Below are 25,001 nucleotides of genomic sequence, written 5' to 3'. Positions count from 1 at the left end.
AATGAACTGGGAAACCAGCAACTCCTGGTTTGGGCCGCCAGACAAAGAATCCGGCGCCTGGACACCGGATTCCGGCAGCAAGTCCTTGAGCCGTCTGTGGCGCACCTTCATGACGGCGCGCGTGACGATTGCCGGCGTGCTGCTCACGCTGCAAGCCTCGATTTACGCCCTGGGTCAACCGGTCCGTGAAGCAATGACTTTGTTGTGCGTGGCGTATTTCGTGGCCACGCTGATGGTGCGGCTGTGGGCGCGCCCGAAGCCGCCGGGCAACACCTTCGATGCGCAGTGGCTGTCCACGGTCGGAGTCGATGTTCTGGCGTTTTCAGCAATGAATTTTTTACAGTCGGGCACCCTCAATTACACCGCGCTGTTTGCCTTGCCGGTGCTGCTGGCGTCCGTGCTGGGACCGATTTTGCTGGCGCTGGGCACGGCCGCCAGCGTGACGCTGCTGCTGCTGGCCGATGCCTGGTGGGTGTCGCTGCAATCACCGGGCGGCGCCACGGCCCATTTCCTCCAGGCGGGCCTGAGCGGTTCGGGCTTTTTTGTCGTGGCCTTGCTGGCCAACCAGTTGGCGCTGCGCCTGTCGCGGGAAGAGCGGCGAGCCCGCAGCAGCCAGTCGGCCGCGCGCATGCAAACCCAGGTCAACGAACTGGTCATCGACACGCTGGCCGATGGCGTGCTGGTGGTCGATACCCATGGCATTGTGCGTGCGATCAACCCCGCCTCCAGGCGTTTTCTGACCACCGAAGACATGGCGCACAGCGCCCCCTTCCTGCTGGCGTCCGAGGAGGCCTGGCAGCCGCTGGCCCTGCTGGTAGACCTGACATTCCAGCAGCGAACACCGCAGCAAGCCGATCTGAGCCTGACGCACAGCGCGGGCCACGCCCGGCGTCTGCAGGTCCGCACCCGGCTGGCGGCCTCGCGCGACGGCTCGCACGAGAGCATGTGCGTGATGTTCCTGGAAGACCTGCGGGAAATGGAGGCACGGGTACGCACTGAAAAAATGGCGGCCATGGGCCGCATGTCTGCGGCCGTGGCCCATGAAATCAGGAATCCGCTGACCGCCATCACTCAGGCCAATGCCTTGCTGGAAGAAGACCTGCAGGACACCGGGCACCTGCAACTGACAGCCATGGTCCGGCAAAACGCGCAGCGGCTCGGAAGAATTGTCGATGAAATCCTCAACGTAGCGCGCGTTCAGGAGCCGGCACCACAGGCGCAGACGCTGCAGCTCGACGACATGGTGCGGCGCATCTGTTCGGACTGGACGCAGCAAACCGCGTCCAGCCACCTGCTGCATCTGCACCTGGGCGCGGGCGATTGCGCCGTGCTGTTCGAAGCCGAACACCTGCGGCGGCTGATGGTCAACCTGCTGGACAACGCCTTGCGTTATGCCAGCGTTGCGGCCGGGGCGATAAAGGTGACGACCGAACGGTCGGTGCCTGGACAGGCACGGCTGTCGGTCTGGAGCGACGGGCAGCCGCTGGAAAAAACGGTTCGGTCGCATCTGTTCGAGCCTTTTTTCTCATCAGAAAGCCGCTCCAGCGGACTGGGACTGTATATCTGCCGGGAACTGTGCGAACGCCATGGCGCCCTGATAGGCTATCAGCGAACCGCGCACGGCACGGTGCAAGGCAATGAGTTCTTTGTCATCTTCAGGTCGGCCATTGCGGGTGCGGCCCCGCCGCCAGCGACTGTTGACACCCTGTCGAACTGAAACCACGAGAGCAGCCAATGTCCACCCCGAATCAGGCGCACATACTGGTGATTGACGATGAGCCGGATTTGCGCACCCTCTACGAACTCACCTTGCTGCGCGAAGGCTACCGGGTCGAGGCGTCCGCCGACCTGACCCAAGCCCGCGCCCAACTGCAGGAAAAACGCTTCGACGCCGTGATTACCGACATGCGCCTGCCCGACGGGTTGGGACTGGAGCTGCTGCGCGAAATGGTGAGCCAGCAGCGTCCCGAGCGCTGCGTGGTCATCACCGCCCACGGGTCCGCCGAAAACGCGGTGGAAGCACTCAAGGCCGGCGCCTTTGACTACCTGACCAAGCCGGTGGACCTCCAGCAATTTCGCAGCGTGGTGGCGTCGGCCATCCAGGGCCAGGCCAAGCCTGCCGCGCCCGCCGCCAGCGAACGCGGCAGGCCGGACAGCCAGACCAGCCCGGCGGCACCCAACACAACCGGTGCCGGTGCGACGTCGTTGACGCTGCAGCGCCTGGTCGGCGAGTCCGCCGTGATGCAGGCGGTCAAGTCGCGCATCGTCAAAGTCGCCGGCAGCATGGCGCCGGTGCTGATCCACGGCGAATCAGGCACCGGCAAGGAGTTGGTTGCGCGCGCCGTGCATGACTGCAGTCACCGCGCGGCGGGGCCGTTTATCGCCGTCAACTGCGGCGCCATTCCGGAGAACTTGCTGGAAGCCGAGTTTTTTGGTGCCCGCAAGGGCGCTTACACCGGCTCGGCACAGGACCGCCAGGGTTACTTTCAGGCGGCCAAAGGCGGCACCCTCTTTCTCGACGAAATTGGTGATTTGCCCGTGCCCATGCAGTCCAAGCTGCTGCGCGCGATTCAGGAGCGCGTCGTCAGGCCGCTGGGTTCGGCGCAGGAAGACACGGTCGATGTGCGCATCGTCAGCGCCACCCACAAAGACCTGAGCGCCGGGGTAGCGTCCGGCGTCTTCCGTCAGGATTTGTACTACCGGCTCAACGTCATTGAAATCAATGTCCCGCCGCTGCGCGAGCGCCGCGAAGACCTGCCCGCCCTGTGCAAGGACCTGCTGGGCCGCATTTGCCGGGAATCGGGCTTGCACATGCCCGATATTTCCGCCCATATCCTGGCAAGCCTGCACGCGCACCCCTTCAACGGCAATGTCAGGGAACTGGAAAACATGTTGCACCGTGCCGTCGCACTCGGCGAAAGTGGCGACTTGCACCTGGAGTCGCCGCCGGCCGACGATGTCCCGGTGCCGGAAAATCTGCAGGCGTTTCTGGACGGGCAAGAACGCGGCATCCTGTCCAAGGTCCTGCAGGAAACCGGCTTCAACCGCACCGCGGCCGCGGCCAAGCTGGGCATCAGCCTGCGCCAGATCCGTTACCGCATCGCGCGCCTGAACATCGTCACGCCCGGCGGCGATGACGCGACCGATGAACCCTAGCCCCGACGCGGCGCCGGCGCTGTGGCGACAAGGCTGGTACCAGTATGCAAGAGCGCTGGCCTCGCCGAATTTCGGCCCACGCCCTGTCGCTGCATCCATTGACCTGATCGTCATCCATTCGATCAGCCTGCCGCCCGGCCAATTTGGCACCGGGCAGGTGCAGCGCCTGTTCACCAACCAGTTGGACTGGGACGCCCACCCCTACTTTCAAGGCATCAGGGGATTGCAGGTCTCCGCGCATTTTTTCATCACCCGTTCCGGCCAGTTGTGGCAGTTCGTCAGTTGCGACGACCGGGCCTGGCATGCGGGCGAGTCCGGTTACCGCGGCAGGAACAACTGCAACGACGACGCCATCGGCATAGAGCTCGAAGGCGTGGAAGGCGGGCTGTTTGAAGCCGCCCAGTACGAAACCCTCGCCAGCGTCTGCGCGGCGCTGCTGCGGCAGTACCCGGTCGCGCATCTGGCCGGGCACGAGCACATCGCCAGCGGCCGCAAACAGGACCCGGGCGCCGGCTTCGACTGGCCCCGGCTGCAACGTTCCCTGGGCTTGCCGGCTAAGTGTTTTCCCGCAAGTGTCTGATGGCAACAGGCTGCGCCCGACTTGGGACAGGCCTTGAGCGGCCGCGGTAGCCTGGCAGGCTAAACGTCCTGCAAGGCGCATGAACACGTGGTCGGGCACGCAGTCGGCGGATAGCGGGCAGTCCGGCAACAGACGCACGATGACCCAAAGATGTGCATTTTTCACCTGAAAAAAAAGCCACAAAAAGTAACCCGGACGTGACGGGGCGATACAGGACCGATACACTACCTGTAGTGCTTGAAATCACTCCAGACACTAGGTATAGTGTCCAAGCCCTCTACTCAATTGAATGTGTTCGGGCCCCCGCAACCCAAGGAACAAGCACCCACGAGCCGGCAACCGTCAGTCCTCTCCAGTTGCCCTGAATCACATCGAACTCGCCCAACAACAAAGCACAACGAGGAAGTCATGCAAACAGCCCCACACGCAGCACCCGCCTCCACCGACATGCCGGTCGCACCCCAGTCCACCGGCAGCAACACCCAATCCAGCACGCTTGCCCATTACCAGATCATCCGCCGCAACGGCGCAGTCGTTCCTTTTGAGCCGAACAAGATCGCGATTGCGATGATGAAAGCCTTCCTGGCGGTGCATGGCACCCAGGGCGCGGCTTCGGCCAGCGTGCGTGAAACCGTGGACGGTCTGACCCAGGCCGTCATGCGCGCGCTGATGCGCTCACGCCCGGGCGGCGGCACCTTCCATATAGAAGACGTGCAGGACCAGGTCGAGTTGGGCCTGATGCGCGGCGGCCACCACGAGATCGCCCGCGCCTATGTGCTGTACCGCGAAAAACGCACGCAGGAGCGCGCCCGCCAGCCGCAGGTGGCAACGCAGGCACCGCCACTGCATGTGCTGGACGGTGGCAAAAGGGTCACGCTGGACATCGGCCGGCTGCAGGCGCTGATCGAAGCCTCCTGCGCCGGTCTGGGCGCCGACATCAAGCCCGACCCCATCGTTCTTGAAACCATGCGCAATCTGTACGACGGCGTGCCGATCGACGAAGTCTACAAGGCCTCCATTCTGGCGGCGCGCACCCTGATCGAAAAAGACCCGGACTACACCTACGCAACCGCCCGCCTGCTGCTGCACACGATTCGCCGGGAAGTTCTGGGCGAGGAAGTCCCCCAGGAAGACATGCGTACGCGTTACGCCGAGTACTTTCCCCAATTCATCGCCAAAGGCGTCAAGAACGAATTGCTCGATGAAAGACTCCTCCAGTTCGACCTGGCCCGCCTGGGCGCGGCACTCAAGCCCGAGCGCGACCTCAAATTTGACTACCTCGGCCTACAGACCCTGTTCGACCGCTACTTCCTGCACGTGCGCAAGCAGCGCATCGAGCTGCCGCAGGCTTTTTTCATGCGGGTGGCGATGGGCCTGTCGCTCGACGAAATCGACCGCGAGGCACGAGCCATCGAGTTCTACGAAATCATGTCCTCGTTCGACTTCATGTCGAGCACGCCGACGCTGTTCAATGCCGGCACCCTGCGTTCGCAGTTGTCGTCGTGTTACCTGACCACGGTGGCCGATGACCTGGGCGGCATTTACGACGCCATCAAGGAAAACGCACTGCTGTCCAAGTTCGCCGGCGGGCTGGGCAACGACTGGACCCCGGTACGCGCGCTCGGCGCGCACATCAAGGGCACCAACGGCGAGTCGCAAGGCGTCGTGCCTTTCCTGAAAGTGGTCAACGACACCGCCGTGGCGGTCAACCAGGGCGGCAAGCGCAAGGGCGCGGTCTGCGCCTACCTGGAAACCTGGCACCTGGACATCGAGGAATTCCTGGAGCTGCGCAAGAACACCGGCGACGACCGCCGCCGCACACACGACATGAATACCGCCAACTGGATTCCCGACCTGTTCATGCGCCGCGTGATGGAAAAAGGCAGTTGGACACTGTTTTCCCCCTCCGACACGCCGGACCTGCACGACAAGTTCGGCACCGACTTCGAGAAAGCCTACACCACCTACGAAGCCAAAGCCGAGCGCGGCGAAATCAAGCCCTCCCGCAAATTGCAGGCCATCGACATGTGGCGCAAGATGCTGTCGATGCTGTTCGAGACCGGCCATCCCTGGATCACCTTCAAGGACGCCTGCAATGTGCGCTCGCCCCAGCAGCACGCCGGCGTTGTGCATTCATCCAACCTGTGCACCGAGATCACGCTCAACACCAGCGACACCGAAACCGCGGTCTGCAACCTGGGCTCCGTGAACCTGGTCCAGCACCTCAAGCAGGCGCCCGACGGCTCGACCGGCGGTTCGGTCCTTGACCACGAGAAACTGAAAAAAACCATCACCACCGCCATGCGCATGCTGGACAACGTGATTGACATCAACTACTACGCCGTCAAAAAAGCGCGCGATTCCAACATGCGCCATCGCCCCGTCGGTCTGGGCATCATGGGATTCCAGGACTGCCTGTACGAGCTGCGTATTCCCTATGCATCGGATGCGGCGGTCGAATTCGCCGACAAGTCGATGGAAGCCGTGTGTTACCACGCCTACTGGGCATCGACCGAGCTGGCCAAGGAGCGCGGCAGGTACACCAGCTACAAGGGTTCGCTCTGGGACCAGGGCATCCTGCCGCTGGACACCCTGGACATGCTGGCCAGGGAACGCGGCGGCTATGTCGAAGTCGACCGTTCCGCGACGCTGGACTGGGATGCGCTGCGCCAGAAAATCGCGAAAGACGGCATGCGCAATTCCAACTGCGTGGCCATCGCCCCGACCGCCACCATCTCCAACATCATCGGCGTGGATGCCTGTATCGAGCCCTGCTTCGGCAACCTCTCGGTCAAGTCCAACCTGTCCGGCGAATTCACCGTCATCAACCACTACCTGGTACGCGACCTCAAACGCCTGGGCCTGTGGGACAACGTGATGGTGGTGGACCTCAAGCACTTTGACGGATCGTTGCGCCCCATCGACCGTGTGCCGCAGGACATCAAGGCGCTTTACGCCACGGCTTTCGAAGTGGACGCCACCTGGCTGGTCGAAGCGGCATCACGCCGCCAGAAATGGATTGACCAGGCGCAGTCGCTCAACATCTACATGGCGGGCGCGTCCGGCAAGAAGCTCGACGACACCTACAAGCTCGCCTGGCTGCGCGGCCTGAAGACCACCTACTACCTGCGCACCATGAGTGCCACCCATGCCGAAAAATCCACCGTGAAAGCCGGCAAGATGAATGCTGTCGCCTCCGGCAATACCGATGACACCGGCAGCATGAATGCACTCGATGCGGCCGCGGCAACAGCGCACGCGCAGCTCAATGCATCGCCCGCAACCGACATCAAGTTTTGCGCCATCGACGATCCCGGTTGCGAAGCATGCCAATAAAAAAGGATCGCACCACCGGAAAAATCCGGTGCCCGATTCGATGTAATTGAGCAACACTAATTTACAGCGATGTGAATGAACACTTTTCATTTTGTATCCCTGCTTTCATAATCCAACCTATTGGAAACATCTATGTTGACCTGGGACGAAGAAACTAAACCATCGTTGCAAAACTCTTTGAGCGGCGGCTTGCCCGAAGGCCGCTCGATGGCGCTTCCGCCTCTTTCTTTACAACAGTCCCAAGCGGCGCCACGCATGCTTGACGACAGCGCTTTGACTTCCGCCCAAACCCGTGCTGCTGCGCCGGCGGCACGGCGCGTCAAAGCCGCCGACAAGCGCATCATCAACGGCCAGACCGACGTCAACCAATTGGTCCCGTTTAAATACAAATGGGCATGGGACAAGTATTTGGCTGGTTGCGCAAATCACTGGATGCCGCAAGAAATCAACATGCAGCGCGACATCGAGCTGTGGAAAAATCCTAATGGTTTGACCGATGATGAACGCCGCTTGGTTAAGCGCAATCTCGGGTTTTTCGTTACAGCCGATTCGCTGGCCGCCAACAATATCGTGCTCGGTACTTATCGCCACATCACTGCGCCTGAATGCCGCCAGTACCTGTTGCGTCAAGCGTTTGAAGAAGCAATCCATACGCACGCGTATCAATACATCGTGGAATCGCTGGGTCTCGACGAAGGCGAAATCTTCAACGCCTACAACGAAATCGAATCGATCCGTGACAAGGATCAATTCCTGATTCCGTTTATCGATGTGCTGACAGATCCGCATTTCACGACTGGCACGACAGAAAACGATCAAACATTATTGCGTTCGCTGATCGTGTTTGCGTGTCTGATGGAAGGCTTGTTCTTCTATGTCGGCTTCGCACAAATCCTCGCGCTCGGTCGTCAAAATAAAATGATGGGCGCAGCAGAACAGTATCAATATATTTTGCGTGATGAATCGATGCACTGTAATTTCGGTATCGATTTGATCAATACGATCAAGCTCGAAAATCCGCATTTGTGGACGCCGCAATTTCGCGAAGAAATCAAAGCGTTGTTTTTACGCGCAGTAGAGTTGGAATATCGTTACGCAGAGGATACAATGCCGCGTGGAGTGCTTGGATTGAATGCTCCGATGTTCAAAGGCTATTTGAGATTCATCGCAAATCGTCGCGCACAACAAATCGGTTTGGAGCCGATGTTCGAACAAGAGGAAAACCCTTTCCCTTGGATGAGCGAAATGATCGATCTGAAAAAAGAGCGCAACTTTTTTGAGACACGTGTCATCGAATACCAGACCGGTGGCGCGCTCAACTGGGAATGAACAAGTTGAGCAGCACCTTAAAATGCAGTCGCATAAATATGAATCACAAGACTGCAAAAACAGGAAAGGCAACAACCAAATTTAATGAACAGTAGAAGACCTATAAGATCTCATCTGCTCAAGCCGCACCACCTGATTCAGTCAGGTGTGGCGGCTTTTTCTTTTAAAAAAGGTTTGTTTTTTCTGAAACAGAATTCCAATGCCGGCATGAGTGCTGGCGTTTTTTTTGGCTAATGCAGTAGCGTCGCTACGAAATACGCATAGTCATGTAAGGCTGAAGTGCTGCATAAGTGAGGGGATGCAGCAGTTCAGCTGGTGCCAAATTCATTAGCGCAAGCAAGAGTACGCTTGTGCCGATGAATAATCCGCCGATTCCATCGCGATGGAATCGGCGGGTTTCCAATAGAAGCTTGATTTTTTCCATCACGTGAAGGAGAAACAAAATGGCAACAGCAGCAAAAAAATCAGCAGCCAAGAAACCGGCCGCCAAAAAAGCAGTAGCTAAAAAACCTGTCGCTAAAAAAGCAGCAGCTAAAAAGCCAGTGGCTAAAAAGGCAGTCGCCAAGAAGCCAGTAGCGAAAAAAGCAGTTGCTAAAAAAGCGGTTAAGAAAGTCGTCGCTAAAAAAGCGGTAAAAAAAGCAGTTGCTAAAAAAGCGGTCAAGAAAGTCGTCGCTAAAAAAGTAGTCGCTAAAAAAGTAGTAAAAAAAGCGGCAAAAAAAGCAGTTGCTAAAAAAGCGGTCAAGAAAGTCGTCGCTAAAAAAGCAGCAGCTAAAAAACCGGTCGCCAAAAAAGCGGCAAAAAAAGTCGTAAAAAAAGCAGCAGCTAAAAAGCCTGCGGCTAAAAAAGCAGCAGCTAAAAAGCCTGTAGCTAAAAAAGCGGTCAAGAAAGTCGTCGCTAAAAAAGCAGCAGCTAAGAAGCCTGCAGCTAAAAAAGTTGCGGCTAAAAAGCCAGTAGCTAAAAAAGTCGTCGCTAAAAAACCTGCAGCTAAAAAAGCAGCGCCTAAAAAGCCTGCAGCTAAGCCAGCAGCAGTGGCAGCACCTGCGGTAAAAACGGTATTGAACCCGGCAGCGGCTTGGCCGTTTCCAACGGGCACTCGTCCGTAAATCCAGGTTCGCTTGGGTGCGCCTGATTAAATTCAGGCACAATCCGCTGTGTGGCTTAGGTCGCACAGCGGTTTTTTTTTGAAGGAGTCTTTGTGCTGGACAGTATATTTACGCTGATTATTGATACCGTCGCCATCGTATTGGCGGGTGCCTTGTTACTCAGATTTTGGATGCAGGCAGTGCGCGTGCGTCCACCGATGGAAATTGCGCAATTTGTTTATCAGTTGACGGATTGGCTGGTGCGGCCTTTGCGTCGCGTATTGCCGGGTACTGGTGGCTACGATTGGGCCAGCTTGATAGGTGCATTCCTGGTTGCGTTGCTCGCCACTGCGGTTGAAGTTTGGTTGCGTGGCGGCTTTGAACCACATGCGATCTTACTGCTGACAATTCTGCGTATTTGTCATTGGGCGCTGTACGGTCTGATTGGTTTGTTACTGATTGAAGTGATCTTCAGCTGGGTCAATCCACATGCACCATTGGCACCGTTTGTACGCGCGCTGAATGATCCGCTGATGCGACCTTTGCGCCGGATAGTGCCCCTGCTGGGTACTATCGATTTGTCGCCGCTGGTGGCTTTGATATTGCTGCGTATTGCGATTGAACTGGTGACGACTATCGTGGCGTCACTGCTGTAAAAGTTTTGAGATATCTGCTGACGGCTGAGCGCCTCCAGCAGAATTACATCTTATGATCGATCTAGGAAGCTATCCTGGAGTCAATCTTAGAACCTATCTGAGATTCAATATCAGAAACCATAGCCGAACGCCTGATGGAAGCGGTCTTCGATTTCTGCGCGTGACAAGACGTGGTTTTGCGGGCCTTGATGGGTGATTTTGATCGAACCCATCAGACTGGCCAAACGTCCCGTCGTTGCCCAATCCAGATTGTTGGTCAAGCCGAACAACATACCAGCACGGAAGGCATCGCCGCAACCGGTTGGGTCCACGACTTTATCCACTTTCACACAAGGGATCGCCAGATGTTCACCGCCGGTGAAAATATCTGCACCTTGTTCGCCGCGTGTCACCACCAACGCTGATACGCGTTCTGCAATTTGCGCCAGCGACAAGCCAGTGCGCTCTGTCAATAATTCTGCTTCGTAATCATTCACTGCAACATAGGTCGCCAGGTCGATGAACTGTTTCAGTTCGTCGCCGTTAAACATAGGCAAACCTTGGCCTGGATCAAAAATGAACGGTACGTTCAAGTCCGCGCATTGTTGCGCATGCTGCAGCATGCCGTCGCGGCCATCCGGTGCAATGATCGCGATCGCGATGTCGCCCGCTTCTGCCACTGTATTTTCGTGCGCGAAGGTCATCGCGCCTGGGTGAAATGCCGTGATCTGATTACTGTCGGTATCGGTCGTGATGAATGCCTGGCCGGTGTAAGACGTATCTATGGTTTTGATGCACTGCTGAGAAATCTGTAATTTCTCCAGGTGCGCGCGATAGGTCGCGCCATCTTGACCGATGGTTGCCATGATCAACGGATCGCCGCCGAGCAGCTTCAGGTTATACGCGATGTTCCCAGCACAACCGCCGAACTCGCGGCGCATTTCAGGAACAAAAAAGCACACATTGATTTTATGCAGTTGGTCCGCCAGCAGCGCTTCGGAAAAACGGCTTTGGAACAACATGATCGTATCGAAGGCGAGGGAACCGCAGATGAGTGATTTCATGGGCTTAATTTATAAAAATCAATGGGAATAGGAAATTGGTCGCCATCATACACCGTGCTTGTTTTGTGGAGTGATTGTTGGCCTGGACAAAAAAATTTAAAGACTAGCTAAAAGTGACCCTGCGTCAGCGCTCACATCGTCAAGCAGATCGCATGCTCAAGGATAAAACAAGTACACGCGATAGCCGGATGCCTTGATCTGTGCCAGTTCAAAAGACAGTTTGACGCTGTGTTCGCTACTTGCGGCAAAGCCTTTGCGTATTTCACTTTCGCTCAAATAGTCAGCGGGTTTGAAAACGCGGCGCAAGAGCGGCTTCTCATTTGCATCGTTCAAGGTCAGCTCGATGTGCGGCCATGCTTGCAGCGTGTCGCTGTAATTGCGTAGCAGCGTAGTGAGTACAAACGATTCCTTGTTTTCGGCAAGAGTTTGCAGCTCGCTGGATTCAATTGAAACCGAAGCAATTTGCGCAGGCAGGTCTATGCGGCAGGCAATCACATCACACATTTGCGTCAAAAATGGTTTGGCCTGCGGGAACATGCCGGCGATTTGATTGCGGAATACATACGTCCCTTGCACCAGCGCTGCAATCAATAAAACAAAGCAGGCGATGCCGAGCGCGATACGCACTTTTCTGCCCAAGCGCTGATTGCGGCGGCCACGTTTAACGAAGGTCGGCTCATCGTCGTCAAACGATTCGGTGTCTTCTTCCTGAATACTGCTGGCTTTTCCCTTAGCCGACTTTTTGTTGCTGCGCCAAGGTTTGCGTTGCAAGTCCTCGATCGCTTCGTCGAGATCATCCTTGCTGTTCGTATCGAAAGCCGGGCCATCTTCTGCATTGCTGAGTTCTTGCCCGGCTGTGTTTGCCTGGGCCGTACTGGAGTTTTCTTCCGGATATTCGCGCGTGAAATCGACCAGCGTCATGCGCTGCAAAGGATCTTCGCGTTTTATTACTTCGGGTTCTGTCTGTTGTTCCGGCTTGCTATCGATTTCCGGCTCGAATGGTTCGGGAATATCGAAATCGATGTGGTCGCTAGGAGTGTGATTCGCTTCTTCTCGAATCTCGTCTTCCGCGACAGTTGTCGTATCAGGCGCAGTAGTATCGACAGCATAGAAAGCTTCTGCGCCTGGCATCGACTCGTCGGTAGTTTGTGCAACGCTGAATTCCGCGGGAGCAGAGGCAATACTTGCAGCTTCGAAAGCGGCTGGTTCGGCAGCAGTCGCTGCCTGTTTTATTGGTTCTACATCTGGTGGCGGCAGTAAATGCTCGATGCCGTTGAAAATTTCTTTGCAGTGGCCGCAGCGTACCAAGCCTGCGCGCAACTTCAATTGGTCATGTACGACGCGGAACGTCGTTTGGCAGTGGGGACATTGCGTCGCGAGTGCCATGGCGTTTGCTATTAGCTGGCTGACGACTGTGTAGCAGAAGATGAGCGGCCGGCCAAAGCGACCCAGCCTTCATGCTCTTTCCACACCGTCAGTTTAAGGAAGGGCGCATAGGCTGCGGTCACTTCATCAACTTGCGTAGCGAGCACGCCTGACAATACCAATTGACCACCAGGATTGACGCGTCCGGCCAGCATAGGCGCCATCAGTTTTAATGGATTGGCGAGGATGTTGGCGACGACGACGTCAAAGGTATGCGCGTGGCCAGATTCTGCAAAATCATCCGGCAGGTAATACGCGACTTCGCAACGATTACGTTCGGTATTGAATATGGCGGATTCAATTGCTTGCGGATCAATGTCGATGCCGACGACTTTTTCTGCACCGAGTTTTTTGGCAACCATCGCCAAAATGCCTGAACCGCAGCCGTAGTCGAGCACGGTCAAATCGACTGGAGCATTCGCTTCCAGCCATTCCATACAAAGGCGAGTAGTTGGATGACTGCCTGTGCCGAAGGCCAGGCCGGGATCGAGTTCGAGCACCAGAGCATCTGGATCGGGGGCATCGTGCCAGCTAGGGACAACCCAGATATTTTTGCCTATATGAATCGGCTCAAACTGCGATTGGGTTAAACGTACCCAATCCTGATCTTCAACTTTGCGCAAGGTGAATTTCACATCGCTGGCAGCCAAGCCAACGACGCTGGCTGCAGCAACGACGATTGCAGCTTGGTCTGCGTCTGCGGATGTTAACGCGACGACACGACTGTTTTCCCACGCCGCTTCTTTCGGTTCCATGCCGGGTTCGCCAAACAGCGGTTGTTCTGCATCAGTGCCGAAATCCGCATCTTCTACCGAGACCGATAATGCACCGGCGTCCATCAATGCATCGGATAGGGATTCCGCATGCGTACGGGCGACTTCGATGACAATTTCGGTCCAGCTCATGAATACCTCAATGAATTATGGTGCAGCCTATTATATTGGCTAGATGCCTGAGTCGGCAGGATGATGGATTTTAAATGATACTGGCCGTAACAACAGCGTCGCTGTGGTTACGGCCATTCCGGCGTATTGACTGGAAATCGAGGAGCTTGCGTCCGTCGATTATCCTTTTTTCGACAAGTCCGGTTTTTCCGCCAGCTTTTGTTCCAGGTAATGGATGTTGGTGCCGCCTTCGATGAAGCGTGCATCCACCATCAACTCACGATGCAAAGGAATGTTGGTGAGGATGCCCTCGACCACCATTTCAGACAAGGCGATTTGCATGCGCTTGATTGCCTGTTCACGGGTGGCGCCATAAGAAATCACTTTGCCCACCATCGAATCGTAGTTTGGCGGAACGTAGTAACCGGCATAAGCGTGCGAGTCGACACGAATGCCTGGACCGCCAGGTGCATGCCAGGAAATGATCTTGCCTGGCGATGGTGTGAACTTGAACGGGTCTTCAGCATTGATACGGCATTCAATTGCGTGGCCGTTCAACACGATGTCGCGTTGGCGGTAACGTAATTTTTCGCCAGCAGCGATACGGATTTGTTCTTGCACGATGTCGATGCCGGTAATCATTTCTGTGACCGGATGCTCAACTTGTACGCGGGTATTCATTTCGATGAAATAGAACTCGCCGTTTTCGTACAGGAATTCAAACGTACCTGCGCCGCGATAACCCATTTTGCGGCAAGCTTCTGCGCAACGATCGCCTATGCGTTCTATGGTTTTGCGTGGAATGCCTGGTGCTGGTGCTTCTTCCAGTACTTTTTGATGACGACGTTGCATAGAGCAATCGCGTTCACCTAACCAGATTGCATTCTTGTGTTCATCGGCCAGAATCTGGATTTCCACGTGACGTGGATTTTCCAGATACTTCTCCATATAGACTTCAGGATTGCCGAATGCAGCACCGGCTTCCGCTTTTGTCATTGTCACTGCGTTCAACAATGCGGCTTCGGTATGCACCACGCGCATACCGCGTCCGCCACCGCCGCCAGCTGCCTTGATGATGACTGGATAGCCGATTTGGCGTGCAGTTTGAATGATGACCTTGGTATCGTCCGGCAATGCGCCTTCTGAACCCGGCACGCAGGGCACGCCTGCTTTGATCATGGCCTGTTTGGCCGACACTTTGTCGCCCATCATGCGAATTGATTCTGAGCGCGGACCGATAAAGACAAAGCCGGATTGCTCTACGCGTTCTGCAAAGTCGGCGTTTTCAGACAGAAAGCCGTAGCCAGGATGGATTGCTTCAGCATCGGTGACTTCTGCCGCGCTGATGATCGCTGGCATGTTCAGGTAGCTGAGTGCGGATGGTGCAGGGCCAATACAGACTGATTCGTCGGCCAGCTTGACGTACTTGGCGTCGCGGTCAGCCTCGGAATGGACGACCACGGTTTTGATGCCCATTTCTCGGCAAGCGCGCTGGATACGGAGCGCGATTTCACCGCGATTGGCAATGAGAATTTTTTCAAACATAGTGGGAACGGGACTCGTCGTTATAAGGATGGAATCAAATCAACCGGCTTGAAAGCGGGAGCGGCATGGCTGCCAGGCTCCCTGATTTCAATCTCAGCCAATGATGAATAACGGCTGACCGAACTCAACTGGCTGACCATTTTCGACCAGAATTTCCTTGATGACGCCGGACGCGTCTGCATCGATTTCATTCAACAGTTTCATTGCTTCGATAATGCACAGCGTATCGCCTTCTTTAACTACCGAGCCAACTTCGACGAACGAAGGTGAGCCTGGAGCGGAGGAACGATAAAAACTACCAACCATAGGCGATTTGACGACATGACCTGACGGTACTGCTGCAACTGGAGCAGCCGCTGCGACCGGTGCGGCAACTGGCGCTGCTGCCGGGGCGTACTGCTGGCCACCTTGCGGCTGCATCATGACAACCTGGTTTTGCGGGACTGGCGAGGACTTGACGATGCGAACTTTGCTTTCGCCTTCGGTGACTTCCAGTTCTGCGATATCTGATTCTGCGACCAAATCAATCAGGGTCTTGAGCTTGCGTAAATCCATGTGAAATTCCTTGGAGATTTAATTTTTATGATTAAAGATGCGGGCAATTATAAGGCATTTGCCAGAAAATGGAAGAAATTAGAGCTTTTTGAGTGCGAATGCGATGGCGGCTGTGTAACCGTCAACACCTAATCCGCAGATCACGCCGACAGCGATGCCGGACAGATAGGAATGGTGGCGAAAACTTTCGCGCTGATGAATATTCGATACGTGTACTTCAACAAAGGGGATCGCCACACCGGCCAATGCGTCGCGCAATGATACGCTGCTATGCGTTAATCCGCCCGGATTGATCACGATCGCGTCTATACCTTCTTTTTTTGCGGCTTGAATGCGATCTATCAAAGCACCTTCATGGTTGCTCTGGAAGGCAGTCAATTTAGCGCCACCCTTGCTGGCTTGCTCAAGCGCAGCGCGCTCGACATCTGCCAAAGTGGTCGAACCATAAATCTCAGGCTCGCGCGAACCCAATAGATTCAGGTTCGGGCCGTTCAATAAAAGAATGTTTTTTGCCATGGAGATGCAACTCCGTTTGACGACGATGGCCGCATTTTGCCGCTAAATGGTTATCCTTGGCAAGGACAAATCCTGCTCTCGGGCTAAAGAGCCTGGATATCTGCACGCAACTGATCCATCTTCAATCGCCCAAGGTAAGTCTTTTTGACGTCGCCTTTAGGCCCGATGATCACGGTAAAAGGCAGGCCGCCGGTTTGATTACCAAACTGTTTGGACAGATCGGTCCCTGTCATTCCAGCCATGTAGAGCGGATAAGTGATTTTATATTTGGCGGCAAACTCTCGGATATTACTAGGAGAGTCGATACCTACACCCAGAATCTGTATGCCTTGCGGCGCCAGCTCAGTTTGCAGTGCGGTTAATTCCGGCATTTCTTCGACGCAGGGTGCACACCATGTTGCCCAAAAATTAACGATCAGCGTTTTGCCCTGCCATTGCGAGAATTTATGCAGCTTGCCGTCGGAATCAGCCATTTCCTGCGCATAGAAGGAGGCGACAGCCGGTGATTCTGGTTCTGCCGGCAGATGATGTTGAGTGCCGAAATACACGCCGACGCCTGCAAACACCAGGGCAATGACGCCAACTAACAATCTATTTCGCTTCATTTTTGTTCGCTTTCTAATATAAGTACACGGACGAATTCAATATCTGCGCGTTCTTTTCGGCCCGATGCAGATTTTTTAATGGCTCCACGTAGGTCGTCGGTTTCATAAAGCGCGAGATGTACGCCTTCCTGCTGCCAGATAAAACTGAGCGTTTCCACCGGTTCACTACGACCTTTGAAATGGCTGGATTCGGACACTTCGAAGTCGATACGCTTATTTAGCAGATAGATTTCGACATCTTTCGGGCTTTCAGAAAATAACTGAAGATGAATATCCGAGTGCTCACCAGCCGTACCGTTCAATACCGCGCCGGTTAAATGTGGCTGAAACGGCGCCAATTCGCCCATCAGGCGCACCGCCAAATTGCGCAAATGCAGCAGACGGGCCGGTTGCGTATCGCCGAAAAACAGTTCGTTATATAGACGAACTTCTTCTTCCAGCATCGCGTTATCCGGCAAAACATCGCCACGAACTTTATTGTTACCGAGTATCTGTTTAGCGGCCTTACGTTTGGCCGTGCCATAGTCGACGCCGTCTTCCGCAATCATGCGGGCCGCAGCTATCGCGATCTCGGCGCGCAGCAATTCGGTGTTGGATAGGGGATGAGTTGACATGCGCGAATGATACTCCCGCCGACAGCAGCCCGTCGTCGGGTAAAATCTCGTTATTCCAATCCGAAATTGTACAATGCATATCCACATACTTGGCGTTTGCGGCACCTTCATGGGTGGTTTGGCAGTGCTGGCAAAAGCCGCCGGCCACACGGTTACCGGTTGTGACGCCAACGTCTATCCGCCCATGAGCACGCAGCTCGAAGCACAAGGCATCAAGCTGATTGAAGGTTTCGGCCCTGAGCAAATCAGCTTGAATCCCGACTTATACGTAATCGGCAACGTCGTCTCGCGCGGCAACCCTTTGATGGAAGAAATCCTCAATCGCGGCCTGCCGTATACATCAGGTCCGCAGTGGATAGGCGAACATATATTGCAAGGTAAGTGGGTGCTCGCAGTCGCTGGTACGCACGGCAAGACCACGACTTCGTCGATGTTGGCATGGGTGCTGGAAGATGCCGGCTACGATCCTGGTTTTCTGATTGGCGGCGTGCCTATGAACTTTGGCATCTCGGCGCGCTTGTCCGGCAGTGGCAAGGAATCATCCTTCTTCGTCATCGAAGCCGACGAATATGACACCGCGTTTTTCGACAAGCGTAGCAAATTTGTTCACTACCGCGCGAAAACCGCGATCCTGAATAATCTGGAGTTCGACCACGCAGATATCTTCCCCGATCTGGCATCTATCGAAACCCAGTTCCACCATCTGGTGCGCACCGTTCCCGGCATCGGTCGCGTCATTGCAAATGCGCGCGAAGAATCCCTGCAACGCGTCATCAAGCGCGGTTGCTGGAGCGACACTGAATGGTTTGGTAGCGAAGATCAAAACGGCTGGGCGATCACGACACATGACGACGGTAACTTTGACGTCTTCTTCAATGGTGAAAAACAAGGCACGGTGAACTGGTCTTTGACCGGTGAACATAATCGTATGAATGCACTGGCCGCAATTGCTGCTGCACGCCACGTTGGCGTGGTGCCAGCGCAGGCGATTGCGTCATTGGCGCAGTTTGAAAACGTCAAACGCCGCATGGAATTGCGCGGTGTCGTCAACGATATCGCGGTCTACGACGACTTCGCGCATCATCCAACTGCGATCGCAACGACCGTCGCTGGCTTGCGCAAAAAAGTCGGCAAGTCGCGCATCCTCGCCGTACTGGAACCGCGCTCCAACACGATGAAGCTAGGCACGATGAAAGAAGCCTTGCCCGGCAGTCTGGTCGATGCCGATCTGGTATTTGGTTACGGCGCCAGTGGCAATGGCAAAGACGCGCTGGGCTGGGATTTGGGTGAAGCATTGGCTCCGCTCGGCGACAAAGGCCGTGCCTTCAATGATTTGAATACCTTGGTCGCGAGCATCGCAAAAAGCGCCCAGCCTGGCGACCAGATTCTGGTCATGAGCAATGGCGGCTTTGGTGGTGTGCATCAAAAAATTCTGGATGCACTCGCACAATGATTTTGTATCTGCACGGTTTTCGTTCTTCTCCGCAATCGTCTAAAACCAGTTTGCTGGCTGCGCACATGCAGGCGCTGGGTCTCGGTGACGAATATCTGTGTCCACAGTTGCCGGCATCGCCACGAGAAGCGGTGGAATTGGCGCTGGAGATTGCCAGCAAAGTTAACCCGTCGGAACTGACATTGATCGGTTCATCGCTGGGCGGATATTACGCAACATGGCTCGCAGAAAAATTGGGATGCCGTGCCGTTTTACTCAATCCTGCGGTATTTGCAGCGCGTGATTTGGCGACGCAAGTTGGAGTTAAAACGCAATATCACTCGAACGAGCCATTTGAATTCAAGGCCGCGTATATTGACGAATTGACGGCACTGACGGTCGAAAAAATCACGCATCCAGAACGGTATTTTTTAATCGCCGCGACTGATGATGAATTACTAGATTGGCGAGAAATGGTGGCGCAATTCGCCAATGCCAGACAGCATATTATTGAAGGCAGCGATCACGGCATGTCTGATTTCGCGGAATACGCGGGCGAGGTGTTGGCCTTCTGCGGAGTCGATGCTGGAGCGCTTCAGTGAGTCGATTGATGCGTCGTGTGAAGAGTCGTTCCGGTTCTCGTTCTTTATCGCAGGCGCAATGGTTTTCGCATGTGAATGGCGTGCAAGCTTCGCCGCAAATGCGCGGATGGTTGACCGATTCGATGTCGCTGACTAAAAAACTGATCGCGCGTTGCGACCATTTTCGCGTACAGCGTTTGGCGCAGCAACACGCGCTGGTGCTGGCAGATGAGTTTGCAGAAGTAGCGTTGCCACGTCGCGTACAAGTTCAGGAGCGCGAAGTATTTTTGCGCTGCGATGAAAAACCGGTCGTGTATGCGCACACGATAGTGCCTTTGTCGGCGACTGCATCCGACTGGCCGTTTTTTGGCCGACTCGGTGAACGTTCGCTGGGTACGACTTTATTCGGCGATCCGCGGGTGGCGCGTGGTGAATTGCAATATGCGCGACTGCCTGCGCAGCACCCATTAGTGGTGCGAGCGAAAGTAGCGTTGGGTGTTGTCTTGCATGGCCCCTTGTATGCGCGTCGTTGTTTGTATCAACGCGGCAATGGCTTGTTGCTGGTAACCGAAGTGTTTTTGCACGAGATAAAAAATATCCGACAAAGTCCGCACGAATGATTTTGTCGAACCGTATTGATAAAGAAGTTTAAAAACCAGCTCATCAACAAATTAAGTCATCGGCTCCATAGCGAGATCGATCAGCAAGTGAACCTGTTCCAAGAACACATTAATAAGCAAAGTATTGAATGAATCTATTTTTTGATGAATCCGGTGACTTCAAGGCCGGCGTCTCTATGTCGCAGCAAGGCGAGGCATATCAGGTTGAAATGCCTTCGGGTAAGCGCACCAAAGTGCGTGCTAAAGACGTGTTGTTGCAATTTGCATCGCCGGCTCCGGCTGAATTCATGACGGATGCGCAAGCGATTGCAGCAGAAATCGATCTGGATTTTTTGTGGGAAGTTGCAGGCCAGGATGAGTTTGGCTTTGCTGAATTAGGTACCGAATACTTCGGTCATGCGCCTAAGCCGCACGAAGCTGCAGGCTTGATCTTGCGACTTCATGCTGCGCCTGTTTATTTTTATAAAAAAGGTAAAGGCCGTTACAAGGCCGCACCAGAAGCGTCTTTGAAAGCCGCGTTGGCCGGTATCGAAAAGAAGCGTTTGCAAGGTTTAGTGCAAGCGCAGTACGTGGAAGAGTTGAAGGCGCATAAATTGCCGGAAGCAATGCGTCCGCTGGTTTTGCAATTACTGTTCAAGCCGGACAAAAATTCCATCGAATACAAAGCGCTGGATACCGCATGCAGCGAACTGCAGATTGCACCGCAACGTTTAATGCTGGCAGTTGGCGGCATCAAGTCGGCCAAGGATTTGCACTTCTCAAAGTTCCTGTTTGACTCCTTCCCTAAAGGAATCGGTTTCCCGGAAATCGCAATTCCTGCAATGCCAGAATTGCCGGTCGCTGACGTACAAGCGTTTTCCATCGACGATGTCACCACCACGGAAATCGATGACGCGATGTCGGTGACGCGCCTGGAAGACGGCAAGGTCAAAATTGGGATTCATATTGCCGCACCTGGACTCGGTATCGAACGCGACGACGCAATCGATGGGATTGCGCGTCAACGTTTATCCACCGTGTATATGCCGGGCGACAAAATCACGATGTTGCCGGATGAGTTGGTCGATGCATTCACGCTGGCCGAAGGCAAGGTTTGTCCTGCGTTGTCTTTATATGTGACGTTCGACTCCAGCGACTGGTCCATCATCTCGACCGAGACCAAGGCGGAAGGTGTGCCGATTGCCGCCAACTTGCGTCACAACGATTTGGACGAATACGTTACTGAAGAAAATCTGGCGAACGATGTGGGCGACTATCCGCACAAGGAAGATCTTTCGCTGTTGTGGAAGTTGGTGCAAGTGCTTGAGCAAGGTCGCATGGCCAAGCGAGAAAGTTTTGGTTTGCGGCCTGAACAAAACAATCGTATCGATTTCAACTTCTATGTCGACGACGACATCGTATCGATCCAGCGTCGCAAGCGCGGTGCACCGCTGGACAAGATCGTCGCCGAGTTGATGATTCTTGCAAATAGCAGCTGGGGTAAATTCCTGCACGAACATGGCGTGCCTGGCATTTATCGCGCGCAAGGTGGTGGCTCTGGCAATGGTTGGGCAGCAAAGATGCAAGTGCGTATGCAAACGCATGCCGCGCCGCATCAAGGTTTGGGCGTCGATCAATATGCGTGGAGCACATCGCCTTTGCGCCGTTATACGGATCTGGTCAATCAATGGCAAATCATCGCTTGCGTCGAACACGGTGTGACCGCGCCGCTGGTTGCTCCATTCAAACAACGTGATGCGGATTTGTTCGCTATCGTGTCTGCATTCGATGCTGCATACAGCGCGTATGCAGCATTCCAATCTGATATGGAACGTTACTGGTGTCTGCGTTGGTTGAGTCAGGAAAAAGCGAAACAACAAGAGCCAGAAGACAATCTGAAAGTCGAAGCGACAGTCTTGAAAGAAGAAATTCTGCGCCTGGCCGATATTCCACTCGTCATCAAATTGCCAGGCATGCAGCAAGTTGCGCGCGGTTCACAAGTCAAACTGGATCTGTTGCGCTGGGATGAAGTTGACCTGACGATAGAAGCGCGCTTGCTCGACATTACGCAGGCCGCCGATGCGAACGCAGCAGAGCTTGATGAAGAGGACGACTTGACTGAAGATTTGCTGGAAGGCGATGCAGAGCCGGTGCCGGATGAGCAGACCGTTGCAGCGGTGACGGAAGAGCCGGCCGCGATTGATTCGACGATTGCACCGGAATAAGGGATGGAAAGTTCATCAAATTCGACTGGGGTTTGTCGTAGAATTCATTCCTTCCATTCTTATTGTCTGTCCTTGCCAGCGTGAAGTCACTTTTCCAGAATCGCATACTCGCCACCGCCGTCACGTTTTCCGTGCTGGCGCATGCGGCGTTGCTGGCCGTGCATTTCACCGCGCCAGAAGCGTTCAAGTTCAAACCTACCGATCCGGGGCTTGAAGTGATTTTGGTTAACGCCAAGCACGACAAGCAACCGTTGAAAGCGGATGCGCTAGCGCAAGCCAATCTGGATGGTGGCGGCAATGCGGATGCCGGACGTGCCAAATCGCCATTGCCAGATTTGCGCAAAAGTGAAGATGGCGAAAGCGCAAAAGCTTCACGTCGCAAGGTCGAAGAGCTGGAACGTCAGCAGCAAAAATTGCTGGCTCAACTCGAAAAGAAAACGCCTTTTCGTACACCATTGGTGACGGACGTAGAGCCGGTCAAGGATGTGCTGCCGCAACGCAACGCGATGGATATGTTGGATAGCGCGAAAGCGTTGTTGCGCAGAGAAGCAGAAATTTCGCGCAACATCGAGGACTACAACAAACGTCCAAAGAAAACCCAGGTCACGCCAAGTACGCGCGAAGTCGGTTACGCCGCTTATTACAAGGCATTTCAAGACCGCATAGAAAAGTATGGCACGCTGAACTTCCCGCAAAAAGATGGCAAGAAGTTATATGGCAATCTGGTGCTGTATATTCCGATTTTTCAAGACGGCACGATCTACATGAAGGATGGCGGACCGCGCATTGAACAATCGTCAGGCGATCCGGCATTGGATCAAGCCGCGATGAATATCGTGCGGCGCTCCGTACCATTCGGCAAATTCCCCGACAATATGCGCTCGACCGGTAAAGACGATGTGTGGGAAATCATCACACGCTTCAGCTTTACCCGCGACGATGCACTTCAAACAGAAACACGAGGCCAATAAGTGAGCGCAACTTTGAATACTGCTGCCAAAGGAAAAGTTGATCACTATGCAGTGATCGGCAATCCAATTGCGCATAGCAAATCGCCGGATATTCACGCACGCTTCGCCGCGCAAACTCAGCAAGATTTGCAATATGATCGCCTGCTGGCGCCGCTCAATGGTTTTCTGGCGACGGTACAAAATTTTGTTCTTAATGGCGGTAAAGGTTTGAATGTGACGGTTCCGTTCAAGCTGGAAGCGTACGCGCTAGCGACAAAATTGACTGAGCGTGCGCGCGCCGCCGGTGCAGTGAATACCTTGAAATTCGACGGCACTGAAATGCTGGGCGATAACACTGACGGCGTTGGTTTGGTCACTGACATTATGCGTAATGCCGGCATAGCAATTGCCAATAAATCCGTATTGTTGCTGGGTGCTGGCGGCGCTGCACGCGGCGTGATCTTGCCGCTGCTGAGCCAGCAGCCAGCGAGATTGGTGTTGGCGAATCGTACGCATGCCAAGGCGCTGGATCTGGCGCGTCGTTTCTCTGCGCAGCCGCGGCTCAAGGTCAGCGAATTTGCCGAGCTGGAAGATTCCTTCGATATCGTGATCAATGCCACGGCCGCGAGTCTTGCGTCGGAAGTGCCGCCTATTTCGCCGCGTGTAATTGGCGCGCATACTTTGGCCTACGACATGATGTACGGCAAAGAGCCGACTGCTTTCATGCGCTTTGCGACACAGCATGGTGCGATCGCGCGCGATGGTCTCGGCATGCTGGTGGAGCAGGCCGCTGAATCGTTTTATCTATGGCGCGATGTGCGACCGGAGACCGCCGCTGTATTTGTAGAATTGCGCGAGCGCCTCTAAATTTTTTGATGCAATATTTATCAACGTAACGCACTAAGCGCTGCAACTTGAACGTATAAAAATGAAAATAATGCGCAAGCTGTTGTTCTGGCTGATCCTCGTACCAGTCTTGTTGGTTCTGCTGGTGCAGTTGTATTTCTTTTTGCAAATTGGTTGGTGGGTGAATCACAATCCCGATTCGACCAGCTTCATGCGCGAGCAACTTTCGACACTGCAAGAAAAAAATCCGAAGGCACAGCTCAAACAAAAATGGGTTCCGTATAAAAAAATATCGAATAACTTGAAGCGCGCAATCATTGCGTCAGAAGATTCCAATTTTTCCGGTCATGAAGGCATAGACTGGGAAGCGCTGGAAAAAGCCTACGAGAAAAATATCAAGAAGGGCAAGGTTGTTGCAGGTGGTTCGACCATCACGCAGCAACTGGCAAAAAATCTTTTTCTATCCGGTGATCGCAGTTATATCCGCAAGGGTCAGGAATTGATCATTACCTATATGCTGGAATTCTGGATGGACAAGGAACGCATCTTTGAAATCTATCTGAATGTCGTCGAGTGGGGCGTGGGGATTTTTGGTGCCGAAGCCGCCGCGCAACATTATTACGGTATCTCTGCCGCGCAATTGAGCGCTGAACAGGCAGCACGCCTTGCTGTCATGTTGCCGAATCCGCGTTTCTACGATGCTCATCGCGGCACAGGTTATCTGGGGCGACGTACCGACTTGATTTTGCGTCGAATGAACAGCGCGGCGTTGCCTTAAGCGCTTGGATTGCACAGCTTTATTGGCTGATGCAATCCACAATTCATTAAATGATAGACAACGATATTGCCGATATGAGGTGCGTATCCGGCAGGCGATCGATTCAATGCATAATTCAATGATAAAAACCGTGTCGACTGGCTTGCTAGCCTTTCGACTTATCAGTACACTTGCGCTGTTTTCGTTTCCGGAGACCCGTCTTGGGTAGTCCTTATTTAAGTTGTTCGCCGTTTTTGACGGTCAATCTGCGAGATAGCGCTTAAC

The 25,001-nt window shown here is 54.5% G+C and carries 22 protein-coding genes; 14 read left to right on the top strand and 8 right to left on the bottom strand.

The genetic code is table 11. The features are described from left to right. Position 1: 1 nt before the first annotated feature. From Q7T66_RS01965 to Q7T66_RS01935, 7 genes are all read left to right on the top strand, one after another. Complete coding sequence (locus tag Q7T66_RS01965; RefSeq protein ID WP_304931574.1) at positions 2-1,717, top strand: PAS domain-containing sensor histidine kinase; 1,716 nt, start codon at positions 2-4, stop codon at positions 1,715-1,717. A gap of 17 nt (positions 1,718-1,734) precedes the next feature. Next, a complete protein-coding gene (locus tag Q7T66_RS01960; RefSeq protein WP_304931573.1) occupies positions 1,735-3,156 on the top strand; it encodes a sigma-54 dependent transcriptional regulator in 1,422 nt (473 codons plus the stop codon). Next, entirely contained in the window at positions 3,146-3,736 is a 591-nt protein-coding gene (gene ampD / locus Q7T66_RS01955; RefSeq protein WP_304931572.1) for a 1,6-anhydro-N-acetylmuramyl-L-alanine amidase AmpD, read from the top strand. The genes Q7T66_RS01960 and ampD overlap by 11 nt, the downstream gene beginning before the upstream one ends. Before the next feature lie 408 nt (positions 3,737-4,144). Continuing rightward, the gene (locus tag Q7T66_RS01950) at positions 4,145-7,072 is read left to right on the top strand and encodes a ribonucleoside-diphosphate reductase subunit alpha (protein ID WP_304931570.1); all 2,928 of its coding nucleotides are present in this window, start codon (positions 4,145-4,147) and stop codon (positions 7,070-7,072) included. A gap of 132 nt (positions 7,073-7,204) precedes the next feature. Beyond that, complete coding sequence (locus tag Q7T66_RS01945) at positions 7,205-8,401, top strand: ribonucleotide-diphosphate reductase subunit beta (protein ID WP_304931569.1); 1,197 nt, start codon at positions 7,205-7,207, stop codon at positions 8,399-8,401. A 443-nt stretch (positions 8,402-8,844) separates the two neighbouring features. Then, a complete protein-coding gene (locus tag Q7T66_RS01940; RefSeq protein ID WP_304931568.1) occupies positions 8,845-9,504 on the top strand; it encodes a histone H1-like DNA-binding protein in 660 nt (219 codons plus the stop codon). A gap of 92 nt (positions 9,505-9,596) precedes the next feature. Continuing rightward, positions 9,597-10,139, top strand: a complete 543-nt coding sequence (locus tag Q7T66_RS01935) for a YggT family protein (RefSeq protein WP_304931567.1) — start codon at positions 9,597-9,599, stop codon at positions 10,137-10,139. 110 nt (positions 10,140-10,249) lie between these two features. Here Q7T66_RS01935 and Q7T66_RS01930 read toward each other — a convergent pair whose 3' ends face one another. The 8 genes from Q7T66_RS01930 to Q7T66_RS01895 form a co-directional block, all read right to left on the bottom strand. Further along, positions 10,250-11,182, bottom strand: a complete 933-nt coding sequence (locus tag Q7T66_RS01930; RefSeq protein WP_304931566.1) for a carbohydrate kinase family protein — start codon at positions 11,180-11,182, stop codon at positions 10,250-10,252. 156 nt (positions 11,183-11,338) lie between these two features. Further along, on the bottom strand, positions 11,339-12,568 hold the full coding sequence (locus Q7T66_RS01925; RefSeq protein WP_304931565.1) for a DUF3426 domain-containing protein: 1,230 nt from the start codon (positions 12,566-12,568) through the stop codon (positions 11,339-11,341). A gap of 11 nt (positions 12,569-12,579) precedes the next feature. Continuing rightward, positions 12,580-13,512 carry a 50S ribosomal protein L11 methyltransferase gene (gene prmA, locus Q7T66_RS01920; RefSeq protein WP_304931564.1) on the bottom strand — a complete coding sequence of 311 codons (933 nt, stop codon included), beginning with the start codon at positions 13,510-13,512 and terminating at the stop codon, positions 12,580-12,582. 159 nt (positions 13,513-13,671) lie between these two features. Beyond that, the gene (gene accC, locus Q7T66_RS01915) at positions 13,672-15,036 is read right to left on the bottom strand and encodes an acetyl-CoA carboxylase biotin carboxylase subunit (RefSeq protein ID WP_304931563.1); all 1,365 of its coding nucleotides are present in this window, start codon (positions 15,034-15,036) and stop codon (positions 13,672-13,674) included. A 93-nt stretch (positions 15,037-15,129) separates the two neighbouring features. Next, a complete protein-coding gene (gene accB, locus Q7T66_RS01910; protein ID WP_304931562.1) occupies positions 15,130-15,591 on the bottom strand; it encodes an acetyl-CoA carboxylase biotin carboxyl carrier protein in 462 nt (153 codons plus the stop codon). 78 nt (positions 15,592-15,669) lie between these two features. Continuing rightward, the gene (aroQ, locus tag Q7T66_RS01905) at positions 15,670-16,107 is read right to left on the bottom strand and encodes a type II 3-dehydroquinate dehydratase (RefSeq protein ID WP_304931561.1); all 438 of its coding nucleotides are present in this window, start codon (positions 16,105-16,107) and stop codon (positions 15,670-15,672) included. An 83-nt stretch (positions 16,108-16,190) separates the two neighbouring features. Continuing rightward, on the bottom strand, positions 16,191-16,712 hold the full coding sequence (locus Q7T66_RS01900) for a TlpA disulfide reductase family protein (protein ID WP_304931560.1): 522 nt from the start codon (positions 16,710-16,712) through the stop codon (positions 16,191-16,193). Continuing rightward, positions 16,709-17,326: a hypothetical protein gene (locus Q7T66_RS01895; RefSeq protein WP_304931559.1), complete on the bottom strand. Its 618-nt coding sequence runs from the start codon at positions 17,324-17,326 to the stop codon at positions 16,709-16,711. Before Q7T66_RS01895 ends, Q7T66_RS01900 begins: the two co-directional genes overlap by 4 nt. A gap of 73 nt (positions 17,327-17,399) precedes the next feature. On the opposite strand from Q7T66_RS01895, the gene mpl reads away from it, so the two are divergent. The 7 genes from mpl to mtgA all read left to right on the top strand — a co-directional run bounded on the left by mpl (position 17,400) and on the right by mtgA (position 24,737). Then, entirely contained in the window at positions 17,400-18,779 is a 1,380-nt protein-coding gene (mpl, locus tag Q7T66_RS01890) for a UDP-N-acetylmuramate:L-alanyl-gamma-D-glutamyl-meso-diaminopimelate ligase (protein ID WP_304931558.1), read from the top strand. Further along, positions 18,776-19,360: a YqiA/YcfP family alpha/beta fold hydrolase gene (locus Q7T66_RS01885; protein ID WP_304931557.1), complete on the top strand. Its 585-nt coding sequence runs from the start codon at positions 18,776-18,778 to the stop codon at positions 19,358-19,360. Before mpl ends, Q7T66_RS01885 begins: the two co-directional genes overlap by 4 nt. An 8-nt stretch (positions 19,361-19,368) precedes the next feature. Next, entirely contained in the window at positions 19,369-19,959 is a 591-nt protein-coding gene (locus Q7T66_RS01880; protein ID WP_304931711.1) for a chorismate lyase, read from the top strand. Between the two features lie 128 nt (positions 19,960-20,087). Continuing rightward, positions 20,088-22,163: a ribonuclease catalytic domain-containing protein gene (locus Q7T66_RS01875; RefSeq protein ID WP_304931556.1), complete on the top strand. Its 2,076-nt coding sequence runs from the start codon at positions 20,088-20,090 to the stop codon at positions 22,161-22,163. 80 nt (positions 22,164-22,243) lie between these two features. Further along, positions 22,244-23,134 carry a TonB C-terminal domain-containing protein gene (locus tag Q7T66_RS01870; protein ID WP_304931555.1) on the top strand — a complete coding sequence of 297 codons (891 nt, stop codon included), beginning with the start codon at positions 22,244-22,246 and terminating at the stop codon, positions 23,132-23,134. Next, entirely contained in the window at positions 23,135-23,980 is an 846-nt protein-coding gene (aroE, locus tag Q7T66_RS01865) for a shikimate dehydrogenase (RefSeq protein WP_304931554.1), read from the top strand. 61 nt (positions 23,981-24,041) lie between these two features. Further along, positions 24,042-24,737, top strand: a complete 696-nt coding sequence (mtgA, locus tag Q7T66_RS01860) for a monofunctional biosynthetic peptidoglycan transglycosylase (protein ID WP_304931553.1) — start codon at positions 24,042-24,044, stop codon at positions 24,735-24,737. Positions 24,738-25,001 lie beyond the last annotated feature (264 nt).

The organism is Herminiimonas sp. (genome assembly GCF_030655415.1).
Note: the sequence above shows the minus strand (reverse complement) of the source record. Positions and strands in the feature narration are given on the sequence as shown.

What these genes read in the sequence shown, in the direction of transcription:
- Q7T66_RS01965 (WP_304931574.1), top strand. Translation starts at nt 2, where the DNA reads ATGAACTGGGAAACCAGCAACTCCTGGTTTGGGCCGCCAGACAAAGAA.
- Q7T66_RS01960 (WP_304931573.1), top strand. Translation starts at nt 1,735, where the DNA reads ATGTCCACCCCGAATCAGGCGCACATACTGGTGATTGACGATGAGCCG.
- ampD (WP_304931572.1), top strand. Translation starts at nt 3,146, where the DNA reads ATGAACCCTAGCCCCGACGCGGCGCCGGCGCTGTGGCGACAAGGCTGG.
- Q7T66_RS01950 (WP_304931570.1), top strand. Translation starts at nt 4,145, where the DNA reads ATGCAAACAGCCCCACACGCAGCACCCGCCTCCACCGACATGCCGGTC.
- Q7T66_RS01945 (WP_304931569.1), top strand. Translation starts at nt 7,205, where the DNA reads ATGTTGACCTGGGACGAAGAAACTAAACCATCGTTGCAAAACTCTTTG.
- Q7T66_RS01940 (WP_304931568.1), top strand. Translation starts at nt 8,845, where the DNA reads ATGGCAACAGCAGCAAAAAAATCAGCAGCCAAGAAACCGGCCGCCAAA.
- Q7T66_RS01930 (WP_304931566.1), bottom strand. Translation starts at nt 11,182, where the DNA reads ATGAAATCACTCATCTGCGGTTCCCTCGCCTTCGATACGATCATGTTG.
- Q7T66_RS01925 (WP_304931565.1), bottom strand. Translation starts at nt 12,568, where the DNA reads ATGGCACTCGCGACGCAATGTCCCCACTGCCAAACGACGTTCCGCGTC.
- prmA (WP_304931564.1), bottom strand. Translation starts at nt 13,512, where the DNA reads ATGAGCTGGACCGAAATTGTCATCGAAGTCGCCCGTACGCATGCGGAA.
- accC (WP_304931563.1), bottom strand. Translation starts at nt 15,036, where the DNA reads ATGTTTGAAAAAATTCTCATTGCCAATCGCGGTGAAATCGCGCTCCGT.
- accB (WP_304931562.1), bottom strand. Translation starts at nt 15,591, where the DNA reads ATGGATTTACGCAAGCTCAAGACCCTGATTGATTTGGTCGCAGAATCA.
- aroQ (WP_304931561.1), bottom strand. Translation starts at nt 16,107, where the DNA reads ATGGCAAAAAACATTCTTTTATTGAACGGCCCGAACCTGAATCTATTG.
- Q7T66_RS01900 (WP_304931560.1), bottom strand. Translation starts at nt 16,712, where the DNA reads ATGAAGCGAAATAGATTGTTAGTTGGCGTCATTGCCCTGGTGTTTGCA.
- Q7T66_RS01895 (WP_304931559.1), bottom strand. Translation starts at nt 17,326, where the DNA reads ATGTCAACTCATCCCCTATCCAACACCGAATTGCTGCGCGCCGAGATC.
- mpl (WP_304931558.1), top strand. Translation starts at nt 17,400, where the DNA reads ATGCATATCCACATACTTGGCGTTTGCGGCACCTTCATGGGTGGTTTG.
- Q7T66_RS01885 (WP_304931557.1), top strand. Translation starts at nt 18,776, where the DNA reads ATGATTTTGTATCTGCACGGTTTTCGTTCTTCTCCGCAATCGTCTAAA.
- Q7T66_RS01880 (WP_304931711.1), top strand. Translation starts at nt 19,369, where the DNA reads ATGCGTCGTGTGAAGAGTCGTTCCGGTTCTCGTTCTTTATCGCAGGCG.
- Q7T66_RS01875 (WP_304931556.1), top strand. Translation starts at nt 20,088, where the DNA reads ATGAATCTATTTTTTGATGAATCCGGTGACTTCAAGGCCGGCGTCTCT.
- mtgA (WP_304931553.1), top strand. Translation starts at nt 24,042, where the DNA reads ATGAAAATAATGCGCAAGCTGTTGTTCTGGCTGATCCTCGTACCAGTC.